Genomic DNA, 21,350 nt, shown 5'->3' with positions numbered 1-21,350 from the left:
CCGCGGACAACCGGGCTGCGGTACGGCAGGTCCTCTCGGGCGCCATTGCCTCGGATGGCGTGATCGACCTGTTCCAGGCGGCCGGACTCGGCGGGCAGGACGTTGGCATACTCTCGGAAGAATTTCTCGGCCAGTTGGCCGGCATGCCGCAAAAGAACCTGGCCCTGGAGACGCTGCGAAAGTTGCTGAATGATCAGATAAAAAGCCGTGAGCGAGTCAACATCGTACAGTCTCAGGGCTTTCGGGAATCATTGGAGGCCGTGCTTACGCGATACACCAACCGCGCGATCACTACGGCTCAGGTGATCGAAGAGCTCATCGGTCTGGCTCGCACCATCCGCGATGCTGTGCATCGCGGCGAGGAAACCGGCCTGTCGGAAGACGAGCTGGCATTCTACGACGCGCTCGCCAGTAACGAATCCGCCCGCGAGGTCATCGCCGATGACACGCTGCGCCGAATTGCCCATGAACTGGCAGATCGCATTAAGGCCAAAGCGACCCTGGACTGGACTCAGCGCGATACGGTGCGGGCTGATATGAGGAGAACCGTGCGGCGCCTGTTGGCTAAGTATGGGTATCCACCCGATGCCCAGGAGGCAGCTACCCAGCTCGTTATTCGACAGGCTGAGCTGATGGCGGAGGGCGTTGTTAGTTAATGTGGCCGGATGAATGACCTGTAAAGTACAGCGGGCATTCATCCGAGGCGAAGAACTAACTTGTTGACGGGTTAGATGTAACCCAGCTTCTTGGTCAGCTCGCAAATCCGAGTATGCAACTCCTCGTCACTCAGATGTGCGTAGGGGCCCTCGGGGTTGGTTTCCTGCCCTTCGTCGAGCTGATAGGCTTGCCGCTCCCCCTTCACGACCTTCATCAGGGCGTCGATGCCAGCATTCAGGCTGCGGGCATACTTGTCGTGGTTGTCGTCCGAGACCTCCATGGTGGCCAGGTGCTGGGCCAGGCGCTCGGCGATCCTTCGCCACTGACCGATGGACTTGCGGTGAGCCTCGACGATCGAGGCGGCGTCGTCGCTGGCCGCCTGTACAATTCGCGCATCATCGCTGTGCGCGAGATCCGTGCGCGAGCTGCGCGAGAGCTTGGCTCGGGTCGCGGTGCGGACGGCTTCGGTAAGATCCCGCTCCCAGCCCAGGCTCTTGGCCTTGCTACGAACGGTTGATTCGGGGATGCCGTGTTTATCGGCGAGGTGGCGGATGGACAGGTGGCCGGCGCGGTAATCACGCTCGATAGCTTCCCAGTCGTACTTGCTCATGGTGCGATCCTCCCGGATGGCATGGTGGTAGCCCCAGCTTACGCTGGGGCCGGTGGTCGTCAATGGTAGATGGACCCGTCATCTGGCGATTGGTCGAGCTTCCCCTATCAGATCTTTGCCAGGGTTTTCAAAGCGACTGACCCGGTCCAGCACTGCCACGACGCGAGCCGGGAGAGGCCGCTGCAGGCGTTCCACCGGGATCGCCAGCTTCCAGGCTGCCCATGCCTGAGAGGGGCTGAGGCAGCCTGCTCCAACGCCGTTGCTGGCAGCCTGCTGCAGTGCCTGCTTCGTCAGTACCGCGCCGTGGGTGATCTCTGTCCGGTCGCGGCGTTCGCTGAGGGTCTGAAGGGTGCCGACCAGGCTCCTGATCCGCACCCTGACCAGTCCGGCGAGCGTGCCCGACGGCAGGTGGCTATCAACGCGCTCCAGCGCGTCGAGGGCGAACGGCACCACGTTTTCGACAGGATCATGCTGTAGAGCACGGCAGAGCAGATCGGCCTCATCCAGGGCGGCCTGATCAACGTTCATCGCGCGCAGGCTGGCCTGAAGGCGGCGGGCTTCATGGAGGGCTTCGTCAATCAGCATCGGTCAGCACCTCCACGTCAGCGCCAGGCCAGCGAGCCTGGGCAGCCCGATGGGCCTGCTCTCGGGTGTATGGGACACCGGCCAGCACCAGGCGCTTGCTTCCCACGCGGATCGTCCACGCCACACGGACGCCTGCCGGCAAGCAGGGAGGCTCAGGGTCGTTGGCGGCAGCCAGCTCCTCCAGTAGCTCGGTGCGGTGAGCCCTGATCCACTCCCGCACCTCGGGGGTGATGTTTTCCTTGGGCCACACGGCTAGCCGATTGCCCTTCTCGATCTCTGCATTGAGGTGGTGCAGCTTGAGGTAGTCGATAGCAGCCATCTCAGAACACCTCCCGGTCGGCATCGCCCAAGGAAACTTCCCGAACCGATGTCCCTGAAGTCCCAATGTCCCAACTATCGGCATCAGACTTGGGACTTCGGGACATTGGGGACATCGCTTCAGGAACTTTTATTCCCACGCGCCACCGCACGACACCTCCGCTCCCTTTGCCGAGGCAGCGGCACTCGATGCCCAGCTGTCGAAGAGCGGGTGCTGCCCTACGCATCGCATCGCCCAACCCCTTCGCGGAGCGCGGCCAGGTATCCGACCCCTGGGGCTTGGAGTCCGTCAGGATCTCCAGCCACCGCTTGGCTGGCTCTTCGCGCACATCGCCGGGGTGGATCTCCGCCCAGTCCCGGATGGCGGTCGCCACCGGGCTCGCCTCCAGGGTGCGCTCGAGCCCATCCTGCCGGGCGGCATCGTATTGCCGCATGAACTCCTCCGGATCGCGCCCCATCGCCGTGGCGACTGCCATGCCGAGGAGGGCGAACTCGAGGAGGCGAGGGCGGCGTGCTGCAGGCAGCGACATCTCCGGCAGTATTTCGAGAGCGCGGGCGGCGATGTTCAGCAGGGCACCGATGATTTCCGGGCGCTTGGCCTCGAACTCCTCTTCCAGCTTGTCCTTGGCCTGAGCGTCGTGGATCACCGGCACCTCCACCGTGACGGTACGGCTCACCAGGTCCTGTTGCGTAACGGCGGCGGAGATACCGTTCAGCATCACTGGGCGCTTGAGCTGGATGACGCTCTCGTCGGAATCGGTGTACAGCTTGCGCCGGGCGAATCCGCCACCGGTTGCCACTACGCACAGCGCATCTTGTAGCGGCGCCGGGAGGTGGCTCACGTTCTCGATGGAGATGACGTGGTTGACGCCACCGCTCACAAACAGATCCTCGGCAGACTTGGGGGCGCCTCGGAGGTCGGCAGCGTTGGGGTCGATCAGCCGGCGCAGCGCTGATTGCGTGCCAGACTTGCCGCTGCCTTGCTCCCCCAGCAGCTCCAGCACCGGGAAGGGCGTATCGGGACGCAGGCACTCCACCAGCCAGGCCACCACCAAGAGACGTGCCTGCTCCGGGACGTTGGCTACCTTCCACAGCGGCTCCAGGCTGCCGCCAGCCAACGGCTCCGGCAGGGCCTGGGCACTCTCCGAGCGGCAGAACATCAGCTCGCTCTGCTCCTCCAGGCTCCAGGCACCGGAACGCAGATGTACGCAGCGGCTGCTCCCTGGTAGGCCCAGGTCGAGCCAATAGCGACCGCTCCCGCCGGCCACACGGATATGCACCGGGCGATGCTCCTTCATGGCGATACCTTCGAGCGTCATCCTGGCCTCGCGGAGCGATTGATCTCGAACGGCCTTATCGTGCTGATCGTAGAACTCCGCCGTCAGCCAGTGCCGGAACGCCCGGCTGCCGAGGGCGCGAACCTCTCCGGTGCCTCGGTGCCGGGCGTAGGCGACATCGTTCTCATCATGGAACAGGTCGTTCCAGGCCTGGACGAATGCGACGATCAGGTCGGTCTGGGATTGTTTGTCGCTGCTAGCGTCTTCCTCCGTGGCCAGCTCGACTACTGGCTTCACCTCCTGGGTGGCCAATAGCTGCTCCCTAACCGCTTGGAGTCCCTCCTCCTGGCGAACGTCGCTCCAGTCCTTGAGCCGTGCAGGGCAGACCCACTTGATGCCGGCAGACCTTGCTGCGCGGCGCCCCGCCTCGTCGTTGTCCACCGCTGCCAGCAGGTCCGCGCACCCGGCTGCGGTGCGCAGTACCCGTACCACACTGCCTACCATCATCTCCCCCACGCAGCAGGCCACCGGGTAGCCGGTCGCCAGGTGGATGGAGTAGCCGTCAGCCAGGCCGGCGCAGACCACCAGCGGCCCGGACAGAGACAGCAGCTCGGCAGGCTCGAACCCGATGGGCGTGAAGGTGCCGGAGACCTTGCTGCCAGGCGTCGTGAACTTGTCGCTGGCCTTGGCGTCATCGGCTTTCTGGATCTTCTCCGGGAGGATGCGCTCAAAACCAGCTGACTCGCCGGCAGCGTCCACTAGCTCGCGGAAGACCATCATGCTTCGCCAGTCCGGTGCACCGTGACGGCTCACCACTCCCTCTTCGATCGTCACCCTGGCCTTGCAGACCTCGTGCAGATCATCGAGAACGATCTCCTTACGCTCGAGGTAGGGATGGGGCGTGTTATCATTGCTCTGCGCTGGCGGCGCTACGTAATGGGTCCGGCTCTCTTCAGAGAGCCGGGCCTTTTGCGTTGTGGGCTGCATATCACTGCTCCTTCGCCTCACGGCGGTGGGGGTGATTGATGGGGTGGCGCTTCTGTCGGGTTGCCTCGGCCAGCCAGCGCCAGCAAGCGGCCAGGGCATGTGACAGGGCGTACATCAGTAGCTGGCCTCCAGTATCTCCAAGCGCCGAGCGAGGAGCTTGGCCAGGAACTGCCGCAGGTCGGCTTTCTCGCGATCAGAAAGCACGAGAACCCCATGCTCGGTGGTGATCTGGAAGGCGGTCGGGGCCTGCTTGAGGATCGCCCAGCGGGTGTGGTCGATGGCGTTACCCAGGCTGAGGGCGCCGGTCTCCATCACGATATCGGTGGGGGTCATGCCGCACCTACCTGCTCGCTAATGCGGGCTTCTAGGCGACGGGCTTTCTGCATGTGGTGGTTGTAGCGCTTGAGCCGGACGGCGGCGCTGGAGTCTGAGAACAACGCGGCTTTCGCCATCGCTCGATGCGCGGCGGCGCGTGCAGACGGATTACGGGTAGGGAACATGGGTGAGACTCCTAGAGTTGAGGAGCCGTCCCCGGATGCGGCCAAGCATCGGATGGGGGCGACTGTACGCAGGTTGGCCGACCGGGACTCTAGGAACCCGGCACACCCGAAGGTGTCCCGCGCACAGCCGCCATTGCGCATGACGAGCATAAAAAAAGCGCCCGTCATGTTGGTGGCGCTTGTGCGCCTAGAGTCATTCGACCGGCCAAGGTCGGCTGCTGGATTTACAGCAGTCGAACTAGAATAGGTCGGTAGTTGGGGGGCGGTCAATAACATCACTGGCCCTCCCCAGCGCGGCTAGTCTCGATGCGCTGTTGGATCCAGGTATCGACCTCGGACTCGAGCCAGGCTACCGCTCTGCCGTTCGCCGTCAGTCGGATGGGACGCGGGAAGGTGCCGGCATGAATGAGCCGGTGGAGGGTGGTATTGGATATGCCGCAGCGTTGCAGTACCTCGGGACGACGAATCAGAGTAGGGGGTTGGGTGCTCTCGGTCATGCTTGGTTCCTCTCGGATTGTTTTACATGACCAAGGTTAGAAAGGGGGCGCTCAGAGAAATACGGGTCGCCTGTACAGGAAAAGGGGGTTTCTGCGCGGACGATTTACTTTCGGGGAGGTCTGCCGCCTCTCACTGCATACTCTGGGGCGACCAAGCGAATAGCTTCTTTGATCTTGCCGAGAGACCTAGGCCATTTTCTGACAGACTCATCGCGCATTGCCTCGCGCTCCTTTTCCTCATCTTTGATCATGCTTTGTACCTGCGCCGCTACATCGCTGATGCGAAGTTCTTGAGTGTGATCCTGCCCCCATATCCTGGCAGCCCGCTCTCGCATCCACTGGCGGCCGCGCTCCCGCTCGGCCTCAACGCTCAATGGTCCGGCCTGCCGCCGTATTTCTGCGATGAAATGCCGTGTCATCTCAGCATGACTCTCCCTGCTTGGCATGGTCAGCTTCCCGTAGAAGTAACCCAGCATTAGCAGAATATGGCCATTGCTAAGTGGCTCCAGCTCTTGCTCGGTAGCGGCCTTCTGTATCCGTCGTATCAGCCATATGCAATGTGTGGCGATGTCTTCCTCATTGGATCCAGCCATCTGGCTAAGCTCGGCTGTCATCTGGTTCAACAAGTCGCGGCCATGAGACATCTCGACGCGATCATCGCCATAGGTCAGCATCAGGTCGTCAGCCTGTGGCTTCGGTGGGGGGGGTTCCATCTCGCCAGCAATCAGGCCGTGGCTACGACGCTGGGTGTGTTCAGAGATGTAGAGGCTGTACTCCAGCTCGTCATCGGACATAGCGCTACTCCTCGCGCACTCCAGGAAAAGGATAGGCTGGCGGGCATGGTGGAGTGGCCATGCTTTCGGGTGATCGGCCTAGTCATCCAACAGGGGCGGCGCTCGCCGCTAGTCTTAGGTGCCGGCGCGGATCGGCACCACGTTGTCGGCACCTTCACGAAGGGCGTCCAGGTAGTCGGCCCAGCTCTGCAACATCTCTTTCCGCTGCTCCAGGTGGGTGGTCCGGTTGTAGGCGCGGCCGTTGCTGTCCTTCACCGCGTGCGCCAACTGCTGCTCGATGTAGTGCTCTGGATAGTGCAGGCGCTCGGCCAGGATCGTGCGAGCCATGGCCCTGAAGCCATGGGCCGTCATCTCGCCCTTGAAGCCCATCCGGTCGAGCGCGGCCTTGATCGTGGCGTTACTCATCGGGCGCTTGCTGCTGCGGATGCTGGGGAAGACAAACTCGGTTCGCCCGGTCAGGCCCTGCAGGTCGCGCAGGATCGTCACCGCTTGGTGGGGCAGGGGGATAATCAGGGGCTGCCCGGTCTTGCTGGCCTCAAAGGTCCAGGTGTAGGCCTCCAAGTCGATGTCGGCCCAGCGGGCCTGGCGTAGCTCGCCGGGGCGAGTGAAGACCAGGGGCGCCAGCTTCAGCGCTGCGATGGTGGTGGGCTGGCCGCCGTAGCCATCGATAGCACGGAGCAGCTCGGCCACCTCCTTGGGGTCGGTCAAAGCAGCGTAGTGTTTGGTTTTGCTGGGCCGCAGGGCGCCGCGAAGGTCCGGGGTTGGGTCGCGCTCCACCCGGCCGGTAGAGATTCCGTACCGGAAGACCTGGCCGCACAGTGCTTTCACTCGATGCGCGGTCTCGATATGGCCGCGGTCCTCAATGCGGCGCAAGCAACCCAGTAGTTCGGGCGCGGTGACCTCGGAGATGGGGCGCATACCGACTATCGGAAAGGCATCACGCTCCAAGCGGCGCTTGTTGCGCTGGTAGTGCTCAGGGACCACCTCATGCTGGTGTACCTTCTCCAGCCACTCGACGGCCACGACCTTGAACGTGTTACCAGCAGTCTGCTCCCCCTGTTGGCGAGCGAGACGCTTTGCGGTGCTGGGGTCGATGCCCTGGGCAAGCTGGCGCTTGGCCTCGTCGCGGGTTCCTCGTGCCCTTACCAGCGATACATCCGGGTAGACGCCTATGGCCAGCCGCTTCTCCTTGCCGGCGTGGCGGTACTTCATGCGCCAGTATTTGCTCCCGCTCGGTGAGACCTCCAGGTAGAGGCCACCTCCATCGGCCATCCTGAATATCTTGTCCCTGGGCTTGGCCATCTTCACGGCGGTGGCGGACAGCTTGTTGGTCTGGCGACTCATGGGGCACCTCGGGCTGGTGATAGCCTCATGCCCCCGTACGGCTGTGTCGGATGCCCCCAAGTGTGGGGGCAGGCCGTTGGCCAGGCAGGCGCCGGCTGGCGCGGGTTCTGACGGAGTTGGGGGCATCAGGTAGTTGGCTTCGACGCTGTGCCCCCAGATATGCCCCCTAAGGCGGGGGCATGTCAAGGAAAGCCATGGAACGTCCAGACACAAGAAAGGGGCCCGAAGGCCCCTGTCATGCGGTTTCTGGAGTGGTGTGGAACCTCCTGAAACCTAGGTTTGGTGGAGGCGGCGGGAATTGAACCCGCGTCCGCCGGTACTCGCTCTTCGGCTCTACATGCTTAGGTCCGTTTTTTGATTTAACGCAGCTGGCTCCAACGGGCAGGATCCAGCAACGCGATTCCTCAAAGGTTTAGCGATTGGCGTGAGGACGCCGTCAACCGCGATCCCATCATCTTTAGCTCATATCCCCTCCGCGATGAATGGGCACATCGCTTTGGGGCCGGGCTAGAAGCTAACAGCTATTAAGCTGCCAGCGCGCCCTGAGCGTAGTTGTCGTCGTTTGCGACTATTTGGTCGTGATGTTGGATTTACGAGATACATCACGCTCTCGGCATGCACCTAGGAGGTTGTCACCGGCGTCGAAGCCATGTCGCCCCCGTAGCAGGCCCATCATATCAGCATGGGCAGTACTGTGACACCTGTTTGCAGGGTGGGTTCCATCGTTGCGCGAGACATCGATTCCCCCCTGCGCCTCGTCAGGCCTTGGTCTGTTCCCGCATGATGCGGCCCTTCTGGCGCTGCCAATCCCGGTCCTTCTCGGTGGCGCGCTTGTCGTGGAGCTTCTTGCCGGTCACCAGGGCCAGCTCGCACTTCACCTTGTTGCCTTTCCAGTAGAGCTTCAGCGGCACGCAGGTGTGCCCCTTCTCCTGGGTGCGCGAGAAGATCTTGGCGATCTCCTTGCGGTGCAGCAGCAGCTTGCGGGTGCGGGTGGGGTCGGCGAGCACATGGGTGCTGGCGGTGTTGAGCGGCATGATGTGACAGCCCAGCAGCCACGCCTCCGCATCCTTGATCAGGATGTAGGTGTCGGTGAGCTGTGCCTTGCCGGCGCGAAGGCTCTTCACTTCCCAGCCGGCCAGAACCAGTCCCGCCTCGAAGGTCTCGTCGATGTGATACTCGAAACGTGCCTTCTTGTTCTGGGCGATGGTGCTGCTGCCTGGGCCCTTGCCCTTGGCTTTCTTGTTGGCCATGGTACCTCGTATCGTGTTCGGCCTTTGGCTAGCTCCCCTTCGATATGGGGGGAAGCGTGATACCATTCAAGGCGTGAAATAACCGCTCATGATACGCCCTGGGCACTGTGAAGTCAGCGGAGAGCTCCATGCCAACGGTCAATCGTTCCGCCCTGGTGCGGCACACTCCTCGGAACATGTTCGAACTGGTCAATGACTTTGAGCGCTATCCGGAGTTCCTGCCGGGTTGCCGTCGTGCTCGGCTGCTCGAACGCGACGATTCGCACCTGATCGGCGAAATGACCCTGGGCCGGGCCGGCATCGAGCAGAGCTTCACTACCCGCAACGACCTGATCGAGCCCGAGCGCATCGAGATGTCGCTGGTGAGCGGTCCCTTCAAGCGTCTGCGCGGCCGCTGGCTGTTCCTGCCCATGGGCGAGGACTCCTGCAAGGTCAGCCTGGAGCTCGAGTTCGAATTTGCCAATCGCCTGCTCGGCATGGCTTTCGGCAAGCTGTTCCAGCAGGTGGCCGGGCAGCTGGTGGACTCCTTCACGCGCCGGGCCGATGACGTCTATGGCCGCTAGCGAAGGGCGTCTCCACGTCGAAGTGGCCTTTGCACTGCCCGCGAGGCAGCGCATCGTGGAGCTGGAGGTGGCCCAGGGCACCACGGTGCGCCAGGCCGTGACCCAGGCCGAACTGGCCAGGCATTTCCCCGAGGTGGCGCCCGACATCTTCGAGCGGGGCGACCTGGGCATCTTCGGCAAGCCGGTCCGCGACCCTGACACGCAAGTGCTGCGGGAAGGGGATCGGGTCGAAGTCTACCGCCCGCTGGAGATCGACCCCAAGGCGGCACGTGCCGAGCGCGCGGCACGCACTCGGCAGTAGCCTGACTCCATTTCCCCGGGCCCCGCTTAGAGTTCCAGCGGCTCTGACGTGGCCGGTTCGCCACCGCGCGGGAGGGTGCCCCCTGCATCCGGGGCGGAGCGAGGCGCGGCTTCCGGCTGGGTCTCCGGCAGCTCTCCCATGGGGCTGGCGCCATCGACGGCTGGGCCAACGTCGTCCTGGGTGCGGAGCTGGATATCCTCGGACAGGTCGCCTCGCTGATTGATATCGACCAGGCGGTCGTTGGCAAAGGTCAGCGTCACGCGGCGCTGCTGGACACCGCCATACGCCTTGTCGAGGCGGAAGATGTAGTCCCACTGGTTGGCGTCGAAAGGCGCTTCCAGCAGCGGGCTCCCCATGACACCCACGACCTGGTCGCGGCTCATGCCGGGCTGCAGCTGCTCGACCATGCCCTCGGTAATGTAATTTCCCTGGGCCAGGTCGCGCTTGTACACACAGCCACTGATCAGAGTCAGGGCGAGGATAAGGGTGGCGGTCTTGATCAGCTTTTGCATTTGGGTCCGTTCTTCACTATCGTGGATTCGGTCGATCATACCCGACCCTACCTGATACTGCGAAGAGCGAACATGGCCGACCAGAACCATGAACTGCGCAAGGCGGGCCTCAAGGTCACCTTGCCCCGCGTGAAGATCCTGCAGATCCTCGAGAATGCCACGGGTCAGCACCACCTGAGCGCCGAGGATGTCTACAAGTCACTGCTTGAAGCCGGCGAGGATGTGGGCCTGGCCACCGTCTATCGTGTGCTGACCCAGTTCGAGTCGGCCGGCTTGGTGGTGCGCCACAATTTCGATGGCGGCCACGCCGTGTTCGAGATTTCCCAGGAAGAGCACCATGATCACATGGTGTGTCTGGATAGCGGTGAAATCATCGAGTTCTTCGACGAGACCATCGAGCGCCGCCAGAAAGAGATCGCCGAAGAGCATGGCTTCGAGCTCGTCGATCACGCCCTGGTGCTCTACGTGCGCCCCCGCGGCGCCGTCTGATCCGCCGGCAAGGCCCACCAGTGTCCCGGACATAGCCTGGCCGCTTTGGCGCGCTTGATAGCGACCCCGCTCCGCAAGGTGCGGGGTCGCTGTCGTCTGTGACGGTGGAGTTTCGTCTGTGACGGTGGATCGTGCTTAGCGGATAGTGCCCAGAGAGTGGCGCTCAGTGGTGTGCGTTCTGCTGGCTGGCGTCGAGCATCTCCCGGGCATGGGCCAGGGTGCGGTCGGAGAGGTTCACGCCGCCCAGCATGCGTGCCAGCTCGCTTACCCGTCCGGCCTCGTCGAGCAGCGCCATGCGTGTCTGAGTGGAGTTGCGCTTGGCCTGCTTTTCGATATGCAGGTGGTGGTGGGCCTGGGCCGCCACCTGGGGCAGGTGGGTCACGGTCATGACCTGTCCGCCGGTACCAAGCCGCCGCAGCAGCTGGCCGACGATCTCGGCGGTGGCGCCCGAGACGCCGACATCCACCTCGTCGAAGATCAGGCTGGGAATGGTCGAGTGGCGTGCCGCCACCACCTGAATCGCCAGGCTGATGCGCGACAGCTCACCGCCGGAGGCCACCTTGGAGAGCGGGCGAGGCGGCTGGCCGGGATTGGCGCTGATCAGGAAGCGAATGCCCTCCAGGCCATCGGCGGCAGGCACCTCGCGGGGCTGTACCTCGACCTCGAAGCGCGCCTTGCCCATGGCCAGGAAGGCCAATTGCTCCTGTACCGCCTTGCCGAACCGGGTAGCCGCCTTCTGTCTCGCCTCGCTGACGCTGCGGGCTCGCTGCCGCCAGGTGTCGCGCAGGGCCTCCACCTCGGCGCGCAGTGCTTCCAGGTCGTGCTCGCCGCCTTCGAGGCTCTCCAGCTCGGCCTGCAGCCGCCGGTGCAGGGCGGGCAGCTCTTCGGGCATGACGTGATGCTTGCGAGCGATACGGTGGACTTCGCTCAGCCGCGACTCCACCCAGGCCAGCTGTTCGGGGTTCAGCTCCGTGGTATCGACGAAGCGGTGCAGCTCACGGGCGGCCTCCTCGATCTGGATGCGTGCCTCGCCCAGCATGCCAAGCGCCTCGGCCAGCCCCCCCTGGGCATGCCCCGGCAGCACGCCGAGGCGGCTGGTTGCCTGATGCAGCAGCGATAGCGCGCCGCCCTCGTCGCTGTCGCAACAGTCGGCGRCGAACTGGGCCTCGCGCAGGGTCTCCTCGGCATGGGCGAGCTGCTCCTGTTCGCGTTCCAGGCTCGCCAGCTCGTCACCCCCCAGGGCCAGGCTCTCCAGCTCCTCGACCTGGTAACGCAGGAGCTGCCGCCGTGCCTGCACTTCGTCACCGCTCTCGGCCAGCCGCTTGAGCCGCCGGCGGGTGGCCTGCCAGCTTCGGAAGGTCTCGGTCAGTTCGGCCACTTCCGAGCGCTGGCCGGCGAAGTCGTCGAGCAGGCGCAGGTGGGTTTCCTCACGCAGCAGTGCCTGATGGGCGTGCTGGCCGTGGATTTCCACCAGATGCTCGCCCAGCGCCTTGAGGTCGGCGATGGTGGCCGGCTGGCCATTGATCCACGCCTTGGAGCGCCCCCCTGCGGTGACGACCCGCCGCAGCAGGCAGTCATCGACGGGCAGCTCGCGCTCCTCCAGCCAGGCTCGGGCRTTGGGCAGTGCGGCGATATCGAAGCGGGCGCTGAGGTCGGCCCGCTCGCAGCATGGCGAATGCTGCCGGCGTCGGCGCGTTCGCCCAGACAGAGTCCCAGGGCGCCGAGCAGGATCGACTTCCCGGCCCCGGTTTCGCCGGTAATGGCGGTCATGCCGCCGGCAAGTTCCAGGTCGAGGCGTTCGACGATGGCGTAGTCACGAATGGCAAGCTGGGTCAGCATCTTTCCTCCGGTGCCTTGGCTCTCGTTCGCCTTGGCTGTCGATAGCACCTCGCGATAGCACTTCGCGATAGTCGGTCGCGTCAGCGCGTCTCGATAGCTGGCCTGAGCGATAGGCTGGATATCCATACACCTTTATTGAGTTTTTATACAGTAGAACACCACCTCTCTCAATGCACGCGTCAATTCCTTGGGTGTTTTATCTTGAGATTTTGGCCATGGCCCCCATATAGGCGGCAGATTGCGATGCTATCGCCAACCCGAATCCTGTTCGGCCCGCGGGGCCGATACACCGTTTCAGGAGATGTTCATGGCTAAAGAATCCCAGACCCCGCTGGACGACGAACTGGCAAGGCGCGAAGAAGAGGCTGAGCCCCAGCAGCAGCCGGTGGAGGGCGAGCTGGAAGATGCCGCCATCGAGTCGGCCGACGAGGCCGAGGCCCTGGTCGAGCCGGCCGAAGTGGGCGACAACCCCGAGGCCGAGATGCTGGCCGCCCAGGTCGAGGAACTGGAGCAGAGCCTGGCCGAAGCGAAGGACCAGGTGCTGCGCACGGCTGCCGAGGCACAGAACGTGCGCCGACGCGCCGAGCAGGAGGCCGAGAAGGCGCGGAAGTTTGCCCTCGAGAAGTTCGTCAAGGAGCTGCTGCCGGTGGTCGACAGTCTCGAGAAGGCACTGGAGGCCATGGGCGAGGAAGCCAGCGAGGCCCACCGCGAGGGGGTGGCCATGACGCTGAAGATGCAGCACGACGTGCTGGGCAAGTTCGGCGTCGAGTCGGTAGACCCGCAGGGCGAACCCTTCGACCCGCAGTACCATGAGGCCATGGCCATGGTGCCCAACCCGAGCTCGAGCCCAACAGCGTGATGGAAGTGATGCAGAAGGGCTACCTGCTCAACGGCCGCCTGGTGCGCCCGGCCATGGTGGTGGTCAGTCAGGCCGCCGGCTGAGTTAGCGCATCGGAAACGGGGGCAGGACTTGAAAAACCAGACACTGCCCCCCAGATAGACGACAACCCCGCGGCAAGCGCCGCAGAGACGAATTCAAGCAACGACTTTTCGAGGATTTCCTATGGGACGCATCATCGGTATTGACCTGGGGACCACCAACTCCTGTGTGGCCGTGCTCGACGGCGACAGTGCCAAGGTGATCGAGAACGCCGAAGGGACTCGCACCACGCCTTCCATCATCGCCTACACCGATGATGGCGAGATCCTGGTGGGGCAGTCGGCCAAGCGCCAGGCGGTCACCAACCCCGAGAACACCCTGTACGCCATCAAGCGCCTGATCGGCCGTCGCTTCAAGGACGACGTCGTCCAGAAGGACATCAAGATGGTGCCCTATGGCATCGTCGAGGCCGACAATGGCGACGCCTGGGTGGAAGTGAAGGGCAAGAAACTGGCTCCGCCGCAGGTCAGCGCCGAAGTGCTGAAGAAGATGAAGAAGACAGCGGAAGACTACCTGGGTGAGGAAGTCACCGAGGCGGTCATCACCGTGCCGGCCTACTTCAACGACAGCCAGCGCCAGGCCACCAAGGATGCCGGCCGCATCGCCGGCCTCGAGGTCAAGCGCATCATCAACGAGCCCACGGCGGCGGCCCTGGCCTACGGCATGGACAAGGCGCGCGGCGACAAGACCATCGCGGTCTATGACCTGGGCGGTGGTACCTTCGATATCTCCATCATCGAGGTAGCCGATGTCGACGGCGAGACCCAGTTCGAAGTGCTGGCCACCAATGGTGACACCTTCCTGGGTGGCGAAGACTTCGACATGCACCTGATCAACTATCTGGTGGATCAGTTCAAGTCCGACAGCGGCATCGACCTCTCCGGCGACAACCTGGCCATGCAGCGCCTCAAGGAAGCCGCCGAGAAGGCCAAGATCGAGCTCTCCAGCGCCCAGCAGACCGACGTCAACCTGCCCTACATCACCGCCGACAACACCGGTCCCAAGCACCTGAACGTCAAGGTGACCCGGGCCAAGCTGGAGTCGCTGGTGGAAGACCTGGTCCAGCACTCGCTGGGGCCGTGCAAGACCGCGCTGGCCGATGCCGGCCTGTCCGCTTCCGAGATCGACGACGTGATCCTGGTGGGCGGCCAGACCCGCATGCCCATGGTGCAGAAGAAGGTCGCCGACTTCTTCGGCAAGGAAGCGCGCAAGGACGTCAACCCGGATGAGGCCGTGGCCGTGGGTGCGGCGATCCAGGGCGGCGTGCTGGGCGGCGACGTCAAGGACGTGCTGCTGCTCGACGTGACCCCGCTGACCCTGGGCATCGAGACCCTGGGCGGCGTGATGACCCCGCTGATCGAGAAGAACACCACCATCCCGACCAAGAAGACCCAGACCTTCTCGACCGCGGATGACAACCAGACCGCCGTGACCATCCACGTGCTGCAAGGCGAGCGCAAGCAGGCGGGCGGCAACAAGTCGCTGGGTCGCTTCGACCTGGCCGACATCCCGCCGGCGCCCCGCGGCGTGCCGCAGATCGAGGTCGCCTTCGATCTCGACGCCAACGGCATCCTCAACGTGTCCGCCAAGGACAAGGCCACCGGCAAGGAGCAGTCGATCGTCATCAAGGCCTCCAGCGGCTTGACCGACGACGAGATCGAGCAGATGGTTCGCGACGCCGAGGCCCACGCCGACGAGGACAAGAAGTTCGAGGAGCTGGTGCAGCTGCGCAACCAGGCCGACGGCATGATCCACGCCGCCCGCAAGACGGTTCAGGAGGCCGGCGAGCACGCCAGCGACGAGGAAAAGGAGGCCATCGAGAGCGCCGCCCAGGAGCTCGAGGAGGCCATCAAGGGGGATGACAAGGACGACATCCAGGCCAAGCTCGACAAGCTGACCGAAGCCTCCGGCAACCTGGCTCAGAAGATGTACGCAGCCCAGGCCGAGGCGGCCCAGCAGGGTGGCGGTGAAGGCGGCGAAGACGCCGGCAAGCCGGACGAGGACGTGGTCGACGCGGAATACGAAGAAGTCAACGACGACCAGAAGAAGCCGTAATCGTCGAGGGTATGCCACGGCCGACGGCAGCGCGGGGGGATGACTCCCGCGTTGCCGTTTCCGCGGATCAGGCGATAACTGCCTAGACCAGGAGGCGCATGGACCCATGTCCAAACGCGATTATTACGAAGTGCTCGGCGTCGAGCGCGGGGCCGACACGAAAGAGATCAAGAAGGCCTACCGACGCCTGGCACAGAAATACCATCCGGACCGCAACCCGGATGACGAAAGCTCGGCCGAGCGTTTTCGGGAGGTCTCCGAAGCCTACGAGATCCTGAGCGACAGCGAGAAGCGTGCCGCCTATGACCAGTTCGGCCATGCCGGCGTCGACGGCCAGGCCGGCGGCTTCGGTGGCGGCGGCTTCGGTGGTGGCGCGGGGGCCGGTGGCTTCAGCGACATCTTCGGCGACGTCTTCGGCGACATCTTCGGCGGTGGCGGCGGTCGGCGCAGCCCTCACGCGCCCCAGCGCGGTAGCGACCTGCGCTACAACCTGGAGCTCGACCTGGAGAGTGCGGTTTCCGGCACCACCGTCGATATCCGCGTGCCGCGCCACATCGAGTGCGACCGCTGCGACGGCCAGGGCGCCGAGCCGGGTTCCAGCAAGGAGACTTGCCCCACCTGTAACGGGCATGGCCAGGTGCGCATGCAGCAGGGCTTCTTCGCCGTGCAGCAGACCTGCCCCACTTGCCACGGCAGCGGCGTGCACATCAAGGTGCCCTGCCACAAGTGCCACGGCGAGGGCCGAGTGCGCGAGACCCGCACCCTGTCGGTGAAAATCCCCGCAGGTGTGGATACCGGCGATCGCATTCGCCTCAACGGCGAGGGCGAGTCCGGCATCAACGGCGGCCCGCCCGGCGATCTCTACGTCCAGGTGGCGATCAAGTCGCATCATATCTTCCAGCGCGACGGCAAGCACCTGCACTGCGAGGTGCCGATCAACTTCATCGACGCCGCCCTGGGCGGCGAGCTGGAAGTGCCGACGCTGGACGGTCGGGTCAAGCTCAAGATCCCGGCCGAAACCCAGACCGGCCGGCTGTTCCGCCTGCGTGGCAAGGGCGTCAAGCCGGTGCGCGGCGGCCCTCCCGGCGACCTGCTGTGCAAGGTGGTGGTCGAGACCCCGGTCAACCTCAACGAAGAGCAGAAGGAGCTGCTGCGCCAGCTCCAGGAGAGCCTGGGGGGCACCAACAGCGCCCACCACTCGCCCAAGAAGAGCGGCTTCTTCGACGGCGTGAAGAGGTTCTTCGAGGATATGAAGCCGTAACACTGCAGGCTGTGCTGTAATGAGACCCTGGCCTCCGCAAGGAGCCGGGGTCTTGTCGTGTTCAGGAAGGCGGAATTAACGTTGCAGATTGGCCAGGCGCCATTCCAGTGCCTCCGTGGCCGGATGCCATTGCGAGTCGCGTGGCAGTATCAGGGGCTTTCCGTCCAGTTCGCAGAGCCAGCGATTGTCAGGGACCAGGGCGTCGATGGCAGGGCTTAAATGCCAGTGATAGTCGGGGCCGGGGGCAATCAGGTGGTTGTCCATGGCCCAATGCAGGTTGGGAGTGAGTGCCAGGCCGTTCGTCGGATGGTCGTCCTGACTTTCGGCGAAGGGGACCAGGTGTGCAGCCTCGACCAGGTAGCGGTAGTCGGGAGTAATGTAGCGCAGCCGGCTCGCGGAGCAGCGGTAATCGTAGGCCTCCAGCACCAGGGAGCGGAAGGCAGCGGAGCGTGCCTGAAGCTGACTGGGTTCGTGTATTCCTTCTGTAAGCTTTTCGGGGTTCTTTTCGTATTCGCCGCTTGAAAAAGCCAGGTCAAGGTAGTCGTGAAGCGCTTGCTGTGCGGCTGGGGAGTGCCCAAAGTATTGGCTTATCACTACGGCAGCGGCTTCAAAAGCCAAAGGCTTATCCTGTGCTGCGCGAAAAAGTGCGCTATCCAGGTTGGCGGTAACAAAGCGGTGCTCGATATCACTCATCGACTTTGGCTGGCCGAGCTGTTTGGCGTGCGTTCTAATCGAGTCGTGGAATACCGGTGCCCATAGGGGGCCTGTCGGCCCTGCAGCCGATGATAGGTGCCATAACGGTAACCATGGGTTGGCCTTGCGTCGCTCGCCGGTTGCGATTTCGTAGAGCTCGCAGTAACGCGATACCAGTCGAGTATCGATAGGGATTCGGTTTGAGGCGATATGACCCGCCTGGATCTCACAAATCAGCGCGAGAATTAGGCACGGCTTATTGGCGGCCGGCGCACCACTGCTGTGGCCCACTCGTAGCCGTGTCAGGCACTTGAGGGTCGGGTTCATGCCGTCTCTCTTTTTCGCATTGTAAGCGGATGGTCAAGCCTATCACGTCGAGTCCATGGTCCGTTTTGTCGAACACGGCGTTCGCCAGGCTCTGGGCTGGCATTGTCTGCCTGGATCGTCCTAATCTAGGCGTTCAATCGAAAACGAAGGGAGGTCGCCATGCCGATGTCGCGAACGGAAATCGCCACCGGGTCAGCGGCGAAGCTGATGAACCGGCTGTGCAAGCACTGGGCCCACAAGCTGGAGGTGGTGCAGGGCGAGTCCGAGAGCCGGGTGGTGTTCGAGGAGGGCTCCTGCCTGATGCAGGCCGGGCCGGACAAGCTGGTGGTGGCCCTCGAGGCATTGGAGGAGGAGGGCCTCGACCGCCTGGAGGGTGTGCTGGATGCCCACCTTCAGCGCATGGCGGGTGACGAGGAGCTGGTCATCGTCTGGGAAAATTGAACGCAACGGCGTCGCCCCGGGCCGCCCACCTGGGCATGCTGCTGTGGGCGGTGCTGGTAGGGCTGTCGTTTCCCGCCGTCGAGCTGATGAGCCAGCTGCCGCCACTGTCGCTCACCGCGCTGCGCTTCGCCATCGCCTGCGCCGGGCTATGGTGGCTGGCGCGACGTGCCGCCGATTTCCTGCCCTCCTGGCGGCTGCTCCCCCTCTATAGCCTGATGGGGCTCTGCCTGGCTGGCTTCTTCGGCGCCATGTTCTGGGCGGCGCACCATGCCACCGCGCTCTCCATGTCGACGCTCTATGTCACTGTGCCGCTGCTGGCCTTCCTGCTGGGGCTCGGCTTTCGCGTCGAGCGGCTGACCTGGCAGCTGCCGGCGATTCTCGCACTGGGCGCCATGGGGGCCTTGGGGCTGGCCGTTGCCGAGTCGATGGGGCATGGCGAAGGGCTCCAGTTCGGTATCGGCGAGGCGGTGTTCTTCCTGGGTTGTGTCTCCTCGGCGCTCTACCCGGTGCTGAGCAAGTGGGGGCTCGCCCATGGCTGGCTGCCGGAGGCGGCCTCGGTGCGTACCTTCTGGAGTCTGGGGCTGGGCGGGGTATGGATCGGCCTGCTGGGGCTGGCGATAGAGCCCGTCGCCGAGCTTGCGTCGATGCGCTGGCAGGACCTTCTGCTGGTGACCTACCTGGGGCTGTTCTCCAGCGCCCTCACCTTCTGGCTGATGCAGCGGGCCACCTCGGCACTGACCCCCGGTGCCGTCACCGCCTACGGCTACCTGGTGCCCTTCGTCTCCATGCTGCTGCTGTTCGTCCAGGCGCCGGCGCTGATCGGCTGGCACTGGCTGCCGGGCAGCCTGCTGGTGCTGACGGCCATCGCGCTGCTGCTGCGCAACGGTCGCAGCGAAGCGCCGTCATGAGCCACTGGGCCGCGGCGGTTCGCTGCCGGGTGTCGTCCCGCCAGGCGGGAAGTTCTGTTTGACGTATAACGCGGCGCGTAATATCGTGGTGAAATGATCGAGTCCTTTGCTTGCAAGCGAGCGCAGCGACTTTTCGAGGGAGCGGGGTGCGCCAACGCATTTCGCCCCTTCCGGCGCCAGGCTGAGCGTAAGCTGCAGCTGCTGGATTCGGCGGCCACGCTGGATTTCTTGCGCTCGCCACCCGGCAACCGTCTAGAGGCGCTACGCGGTGACAGGCAGGGGCAGTACAGCATTCGTATCAACGGTCAGTGGAGAATCTGCTTTCGCTTCGAGAACGGCGCCGCTTTCGATGTCGAAATCGTGGATTATCACTGACCTCTGTCGAGCAGGAGTTGCCATCATGATCAAGAACGGCATGCGGCCTATCCACCCAGGCGAGGTGCTGCGGGAGGACTATCTGGAGCCGCTGGGGATGAGCGTCAACGCCCTGGCGCGTGAGCTGCGCGTGCCCTCGACCCGGTTGCACGAGATCGTCAAGGAGCGCCGCGCGATTTCGGCGGATACGGCCCTGCGTCTGGCGCGTTATTTCGGTGGTGATGCCCAGTCGTGGCTGAACCTTCAGGCAGCGCATGACCTCAAGAGAGTCGAGCTCGACCATGGTGAGGAGATCGAGCGCAGCGTATCGCCGCGAGATGCGGCCTGAGGCTCTGGTATACTCCACGCCATTCCCAATGCCATGACAGTTCAGGAGTCCGCATGACCCGTATCGCCATCGTCGGTGTCGCCGGCCGCATGGGCCGCACCCTGGTCAACGCCGTGCAGCAGGACGCCGGAGCCACCCTGGCCGGCGGTATCGTCGAGCCGGGCAGTTCGCTGGCCGGTGCCGATATCGGCGAGCTGGCGGGTGTCGGCAGGCTGGGCGTGACCGCAGTGGACTCGCTCGACGCCATCGTCGAGGACTTCGACGTGCTGATCGACTTCACCAGCCCTCAGGTCACACTGTCCAACCTGGCGTTCTGCGCCAAGCATGGCAAGCGGATCGTCATCGGTACCACCGGCCTCGACGACGAGGAGCTGGCCACCCTCGACGCCTACCGGGACAGGATGCCGCTGGTCTTCGCGCCCAACATGAGCGTCGGGGTGAATCTCACGCTGAAGCTGCTCGAGACGGCGGCCCGGGCGCTGGGCGACGAGGGCTACGATATCGAGGTGATCGAGGCGCACCATCGCCACAAGGTGGACGCCCCCTCGGGCACCGCGCTGAAAATGGGCGAGGTGGTGGCCGAAAGCCTCGGGCGTACGCTCAAGGAGCACGGGGTCTTCGCCCGGGAGGGTCAGTGCGGGCCGCGCACGGACAAGGAGATCGGCTTCGCCACGGTGCGCGCCGGGGATATCGTCGGCGAGCATACGGTGATGTTCGCCACCGAGGGCGAGCGCATCGAGATCACCCACAAGGCGAGCAGCCGCATGACCTTCGCCAAGGGGGCGGTGCGGGCGGCGCGCTGGGTGGCCGACCAGCCCAATGGGCGGTATGACATGCAGGACGTGCTGGGTTTGTGAATATCAGGTGATTCGCCACCAACATAGGCAACACCGCCGGGAGGCTTGCAGCCTCCAGTCGCGAGCTAAAGCTGCTCCGACAGTGTGGCCATGAGAACCCTTGGCATTGCATGCCAGTCTGCGATGAGCCAAATGTAGCGCCGAAGATTGGACTTGCAGCGCCTCCTCTTCGGCCGCCCCCGGCGCCCCTCACTGGCGACTTCGCTTATACGTCGCCAGGGGTGGTCGAAGAGAGGAGAATCCTGTAAAATCTCTAAAATTTTGGCCGGGCGCCTGAAAACAGCAGTCATCACTGCGCGCTTGTTGCGTTGGCCAGCCCCCGATGAATATGACAACAAGCGGGATGAAACCGGTTTTTCTATCGGCTTCGTCCCGCTTTTTTACGAGCCGAATCTGTCGCAGTGACGATAGCCGCGGAGCCTGCGCCCCTCAGGCTCCCACCAGCATGGGAGGACCTTGTCTTGAACAGCCCCGCATTGAACAAACCCGCGATACTGGCCCTGGAAGATGGCAGTCTCTTTCACGGTACGGCCATCGGTGCCGATGGACAGACCAGCGGTGAGGTGGTGTTCAATACGGCCATGACCGGCTATCAGGAAATCCTCACCGATCCCTCCTATACCCGGCAGATCGTCACCCTGA

Annotated in this window: 24 protein-coding genes, 1 other RNA gene and 2 pseudogenes; 13 read left to right on the top strand and 14 right to left on the bottom strand. The window is 63.9% G+C overall.

What is annotated here, in order from left to right; translation table 11 throughout:
* Positions 1-656 (top strand): DUF3387 domain-containing protein (locus Q427_RS03800; protein ID WP_043511151.1); only part of this gene is annotated, 656 nt, incomplete at its 5' end.
* Positions 657-727: 71 nt separating this feature from the next.
* On the opposite strand, the gene Q427_RS03795 is transcribed toward Q427_RS03800, so the two are convergent.
* From Q427_RS03795 to smpB, 11 genes are all read right to left on the bottom strand, one after another.
* Complete coding sequence (locus Q427_RS03795) at positions 728-1,267, bottom strand: helix-turn-helix domain-containing protein (protein WP_155833446.1); 540 nt, start codon at positions 1,265-1,267, stop codon at positions 728-730.
* Positions 1,268-1,345: 78 nt separating this feature from the next.
* A complete protein-coding gene (locus Q427_RS03790; RefSeq protein WP_043511149.1) occupies positions 1,346-1,852 on the bottom strand; it encodes a hypothetical protein in 507 nt (168 codons plus the stop codon).
* Complete coding sequence (locus tag Q427_RS03785) at positions 1,842-2,171, bottom strand: hypothetical protein (RefSeq protein ID WP_043511148.1); 330 nt, start codon at positions 2,169-2,171, stop codon at positions 1,842-1,844. Before Q427_RS03785 ends, Q427_RS03790 begins: the two co-directional genes overlap by 11 nt.
* 1 nt (position 2,172) lies before the next feature.
* Positions 2,173-4,434: a hypothetical protein gene (locus Q427_RS28585; protein ID WP_051496105.1), complete on the bottom strand. Its 2,262-nt coding sequence runs from the start codon at positions 4,432-4,434 to the stop codon at positions 2,173-2,175.
* 114 nt (positions 4,435-4,548) lie between these two features.
* Positions 4,549-4,767, bottom strand: a complete 219-nt coding sequence (locus Q427_RS03775) for a hypothetical protein (RefSeq protein ID WP_043511145.1) — start codon at positions 4,765-4,767, stop codon at positions 4,549-4,551.
* On the bottom strand, positions 4,764-4,934 hold the full coding sequence (locus Q427_RS31960) for a hypothetical protein (protein WP_197030497.1): 171 nt from the start codon (positions 4,932-4,934) through the stop codon (positions 4,764-4,766). The genes Q427_RS03775 and Q427_RS31960 overlap by 4 nt, the downstream gene beginning before the upstream one ends.
* A 275-nt stretch (positions 4,935-5,209) precedes the next feature.
* The gene (locus Q427_RS03770) at positions 5,210-5,431 is read right to left on the bottom strand and encodes a helix-turn-helix transcriptional regulator (RefSeq protein ID WP_043511144.1); all 222 of its coding nucleotides are present in this window, start codon (positions 5,429-5,431) and stop codon (positions 5,210-5,212) included.
* A 104-nt stretch (positions 5,432-5,535) separates the two neighbouring features.
* The gene (locus Q427_RS03765; RefSeq protein ID WP_043511141.1) at positions 5,536-6,225 is read right to left on the bottom strand and encodes a hypothetical protein; all 690 of its coding nucleotides are present in this window, start codon (positions 6,223-6,225) and stop codon (positions 5,536-5,538) included.
* Between the two features lie 114 nt (positions 6,226-6,339).
* Entirely contained in the window at positions 6,340-7,569 is a 1,230-nt protein-coding gene (locus tag Q427_RS03760; protein WP_043511138.1) for a tyrosine-type recombinase/integrase, read from the bottom strand.
* A gap of 280 nt (positions 7,570-7,849) precedes the next feature.
* Positions 7,850-8,229, bottom strand: a transfer-messenger RNA (tmRNA) gene (gene ssrA, locus Q427_RS29705).
* 98 nt (positions 8,230-8,327) lie between these two features.
* Entirely contained in the window at positions 8,328-8,819 is a 492-nt protein-coding gene (gene smpB, locus Q427_RS03755; RefSeq protein WP_043511136.1) for an SsrA-binding protein SmpB, read from the bottom strand.
* 128 nt (positions 8,820-8,947) lie between these two features.
* Here smpB and Q427_RS03750 point away from each other — a divergent pair, with 128 nt between their 5' ends.
* Both Q427_RS03750 and Q427_RS03745 read left to right on the top strand, forming a co-directional pair.
* Positions 8,948-9,382 (top strand): type II toxin-antitoxin system RatA family toxin, encoded by a 435-nt coding sequence (locus Q427_RS03750; RefSeq protein ID WP_043511133.1) that lies wholly within the window; start codon positions 8,948-8,950, stop codon positions 9,380-9,382.
* A complete protein-coding gene (locus Q427_RS03745; RefSeq protein WP_043511130.1) occupies positions 9,372-9,683 on the top strand; it encodes an RnfH family protein in 312 nt (103 codons plus the stop codon). The genes Q427_RS03750 and Q427_RS03745 overlap by 11 nt, the downstream gene beginning before the upstream one ends.
* Positions 9,684-9,709: 26 nt before the next feature.
* Here Q427_RS03745 and Q427_RS03740 read toward each other — a convergent pair whose 3' ends face one another.
* Positions 9,710-10,195: an outer membrane protein assembly factor BamE gene (locus Q427_RS03740; protein WP_043511129.1), complete on the bottom strand. Its 486-nt coding sequence runs from the start codon at positions 10,193-10,195 to the stop codon at positions 9,710-9,712.
* Positions 10,196-10,267: 72 nt separating this feature from the next.
* Between Q427_RS03740 and fur the strand changes: the two genes are divergently transcribed.
* On the top strand, positions 10,268-10,684 hold the full coding sequence (fur, locus tag Q427_RS03735; protein WP_043511153.1) for a ferric iron uptake transcriptional regulator: 417 nt from the start codon (positions 10,268-10,270) through the stop codon (positions 10,682-10,684).
* A gap of 163 nt (positions 10,685-10,847) precedes the next feature.
* On the opposite strand, the pseudogene recN reads toward fur, so the two are convergent.
* Positions 10,848-12,523, bottom strand: a pseudogene (recN, locus tag Q427_RS03730) (DNA repair protein RecN).
* A gap of 307 nt (positions 12,524-12,830) precedes the next feature.
* Here recN and grpE point away from each other — a divergent pair.
* The 3 genes and pseudogenes from grpE (at position 12,831) to dnaJ (ending at position 16,779) form a co-directional block, all read left to right on the top strand.
* Positions 12,831-13,465 (top strand): annotated as a pseudogene (gene grpE / locus Q427_RS03725) (nucleotide exchange factor GrpE).
* Between the two features lie 121 nt (positions 13,466-13,586).
* Complete coding sequence (gene dnaK, locus Q427_RS03720; protein ID WP_043511127.1) at positions 13,587-15,518, top strand: molecular chaperone DnaK; 1,932 nt, start codon at positions 13,587-13,589, stop codon at positions 15,516-15,518.
* 106 nt (positions 15,519-15,624) lie between these two features.
* Entirely contained in the window at positions 15,625-16,779 is a 1,155-nt protein-coding gene (gene dnaJ / locus Q427_RS03715) for a molecular chaperone DnaJ (protein ID WP_043511124.1), read from the top strand.
* Between the two features lie 75 nt (positions 16,780-16,854).
* Here dnaJ and Q427_RS29700 read toward each other — a convergent pair whose 3' ends face one another.
* Entirely contained in the window at positions 16,855-17,799 is a 945-nt protein-coding gene (locus tag Q427_RS29700; RefSeq protein ID WP_081785796.1) for an HNH endonuclease, read from the bottom strand.
* 159 nt (positions 17,800-17,958) lie between these two features.
* On the opposite strand from Q427_RS29700, the gene Q427_RS03705 reads away from it, so the two are divergent.
* From Q427_RS03705 to Q427_RS29695, 6 genes are all read left to right on the top strand, one after another.
* Positions 17,959-18,240 (top strand): DUF2218 domain-containing protein, encoded by a 282-nt coding sequence (locus Q427_RS03705; RefSeq protein ID WP_043511120.1) that lies wholly within the window; start codon positions 17,959-17,961, stop codon positions 18,238-18,240.
* On the top strand, positions 18,237-19,148 hold the full coding sequence (locus Q427_RS03700; protein ID WP_231613384.1) for a DMT family transporter: 912 nt from the start codon (positions 18,237-18,239) through the stop codon (positions 19,146-19,148). The genes Q427_RS03705 and Q427_RS03700 overlap by 4 nt, the downstream gene beginning before the upstream one ends.
* Before the next feature lie 93 nt (positions 19,149-19,241).
* Entirely contained in the window at positions 19,242-19,523 is a 282-nt protein-coding gene (locus tag Q427_RS03695; protein ID WP_043511115.1) for a type II toxin-antitoxin system RelE/ParE family toxin, read from the top strand.
* A gap of 25 nt (positions 19,524-19,548) precedes the next feature.
* A complete protein-coding gene (locus Q427_RS03690; protein ID WP_043511113.1) occupies positions 19,549-19,851 on the top strand; it encodes a HigA family addiction module antitoxin in 303 nt (100 codons plus the stop codon).
* Positions 19,852-19,904: 53 nt separating this feature from the next.
* Positions 19,905-20,708, top strand: coding sequence for a 4-hydroxy-tetrahydrodipicolinate reductase (gene dapB, locus Q427_RS03685; RefSeq protein ID WP_043511111.1), 804 nt, complete (start codon positions 19,905-19,907; stop codon positions 20,706-20,708).
* Between the two features lie 476 nt (positions 20,709-21,184).
* A partial coding sequence (locus tag Q427_RS29695; RefSeq protein WP_331280530.1) for a carbamoyl-phosphate synthase domain-containing protein occupies positions 21,185-21,350 on the top strand: 166 nt, incomplete at its 3' end.

It is taken from the genome of Halomonas sp. BC04 (assembly GCF_000568385.1).
This window is presented reverse-complemented; position numbering and strand designations above follow the sequence as displayed.

Coding starts and splice junctions, on each gene's coding strand:
- Q427_RS03795 (WP_155833446.1), bottom strand. CDS start 1,267: ATGAGCAAGTACGACTGGGAAGCTATCGAGCGTGATTACCGCGCCGGC.
- Q427_RS03790 (WP_043511149.1), bottom strand. CDS start 1,852: ATGCTGATTGACGAAGCCCTCCATGAAGCCCGCCGCCTTCAGGCCAGC.
- Q427_RS03785 (WP_043511148.1), bottom strand. CDS start 2,171: ATGGCTGCTATCGACTACCTCAAGCTGCACCACCTCAATGCAGAGATC.
- Q427_RS28585 (WP_051496105.1), bottom strand. CDS start 4,434: ATGCAGCCCACAACGCAAAAGGCCCGGCTCTCTGAAGAGAGCCGGACC.
- Q427_RS03775 (WP_043511145.1), bottom strand. CDS start 4,767: ATGACCCCCACCGATATCGTGATGGAGACCGGCGCCCTCAGCCTGGGT.
- Q427_RS31960 (WP_197030497.1), bottom strand. CDS start 4,934: ATGTTCCCTACCCGTAATCCGTCTGCACGCGCCGCCGCGCATCGAGCG.
- Q427_RS03770 (WP_043511144.1), bottom strand. CDS start 5,431: ATGACCGAGAGCACCCAACCCCCTACTCTGATTCGTCGTCCCGAGGTA.
- Q427_RS03765 (WP_043511141.1), bottom strand. CDS start 6,225: ATGTCCGATGACGAGCTGGAGTACAGCCTCTACATCTCTGAACACACC.
- Q427_RS03760 (WP_043511138.1), bottom strand. CDS start 7,569: ATGAGTCGCCAGACCAACAAGCTGTCCGCCACCGCCGTGAAGATGGCC.
- smpB (WP_043511136.1), bottom strand. CDS start 8,819: ATGGCCAACAAGAAAGCCAAGGGCAAGGGCCCAGGCAGCAGCACCATC.
- Q427_RS03750 (WP_043511133.1), top strand. CDS start 8,948: ATGCCAACGGTCAATCGTTCCGCCCTGGTGCGGCACACTCCTCGGAAC.
- Q427_RS03745 (WP_043511130.1), top strand. CDS start 9,372: ATGGCCGCTAGCGAAGGGCGTCTCCACGTCGAAGTGGCCTTTGCACTG.
- Q427_RS03740 (WP_043511129.1), bottom strand. CDS start 10,195: ATGCAAAAGCTGATCAAGACCGCCACCCTTATCCTCGCCCTGACTCTG.
- fur (WP_043511153.1), top strand. CDS start 10,268: ATGGCCGACCAGAACCATGAACTGCGCAAGGCGGGCCTCAAGGTCACC.
- dnaK (WP_043511127.1), top strand. CDS start 13,587: ATGGGACGCATCATCGGTATTGACCTGGGGACCACCAACTCCTGTGTG.
- dnaJ (WP_043511124.1), top strand. CDS start 15,625: ATGTCCAAACGCGATTATTACGAAGTGCTCGGCGTCGAGCGCGGGGCC.
- Q427_RS29700 (WP_081785796.1), bottom strand. CDS start 17,799: ATGAACCCGACCCTCAAGTGCCTGACACGGCTACGAGTGGGCCACAGC.
- Q427_RS03705 (WP_043511120.1), top strand. CDS start 17,959: ATGCCGATGTCGCGAACGGAAATCGCCACCGGGTCAGCGGCGAAGCTG.
- Q427_RS03695 (WP_043511115.1), top strand. CDS start 19,242: ATGATCGAGTCCTTTGCTTGCAAGCGAGCGCAGCGACTTTTCGAGGGA.
- Q427_RS03690 (WP_043511113.1), top strand. CDS start 19,549: ATGATCAAGAACGGCATGCGGCCTATCCACCCAGGCGAGGTGCTGCGG.
- dapB (WP_043511111.1), top strand. CDS start 19,905: ATGACCCGTATCGCCATCGTCGGTGTCGCCGGCCGCATGGGCCGCACC.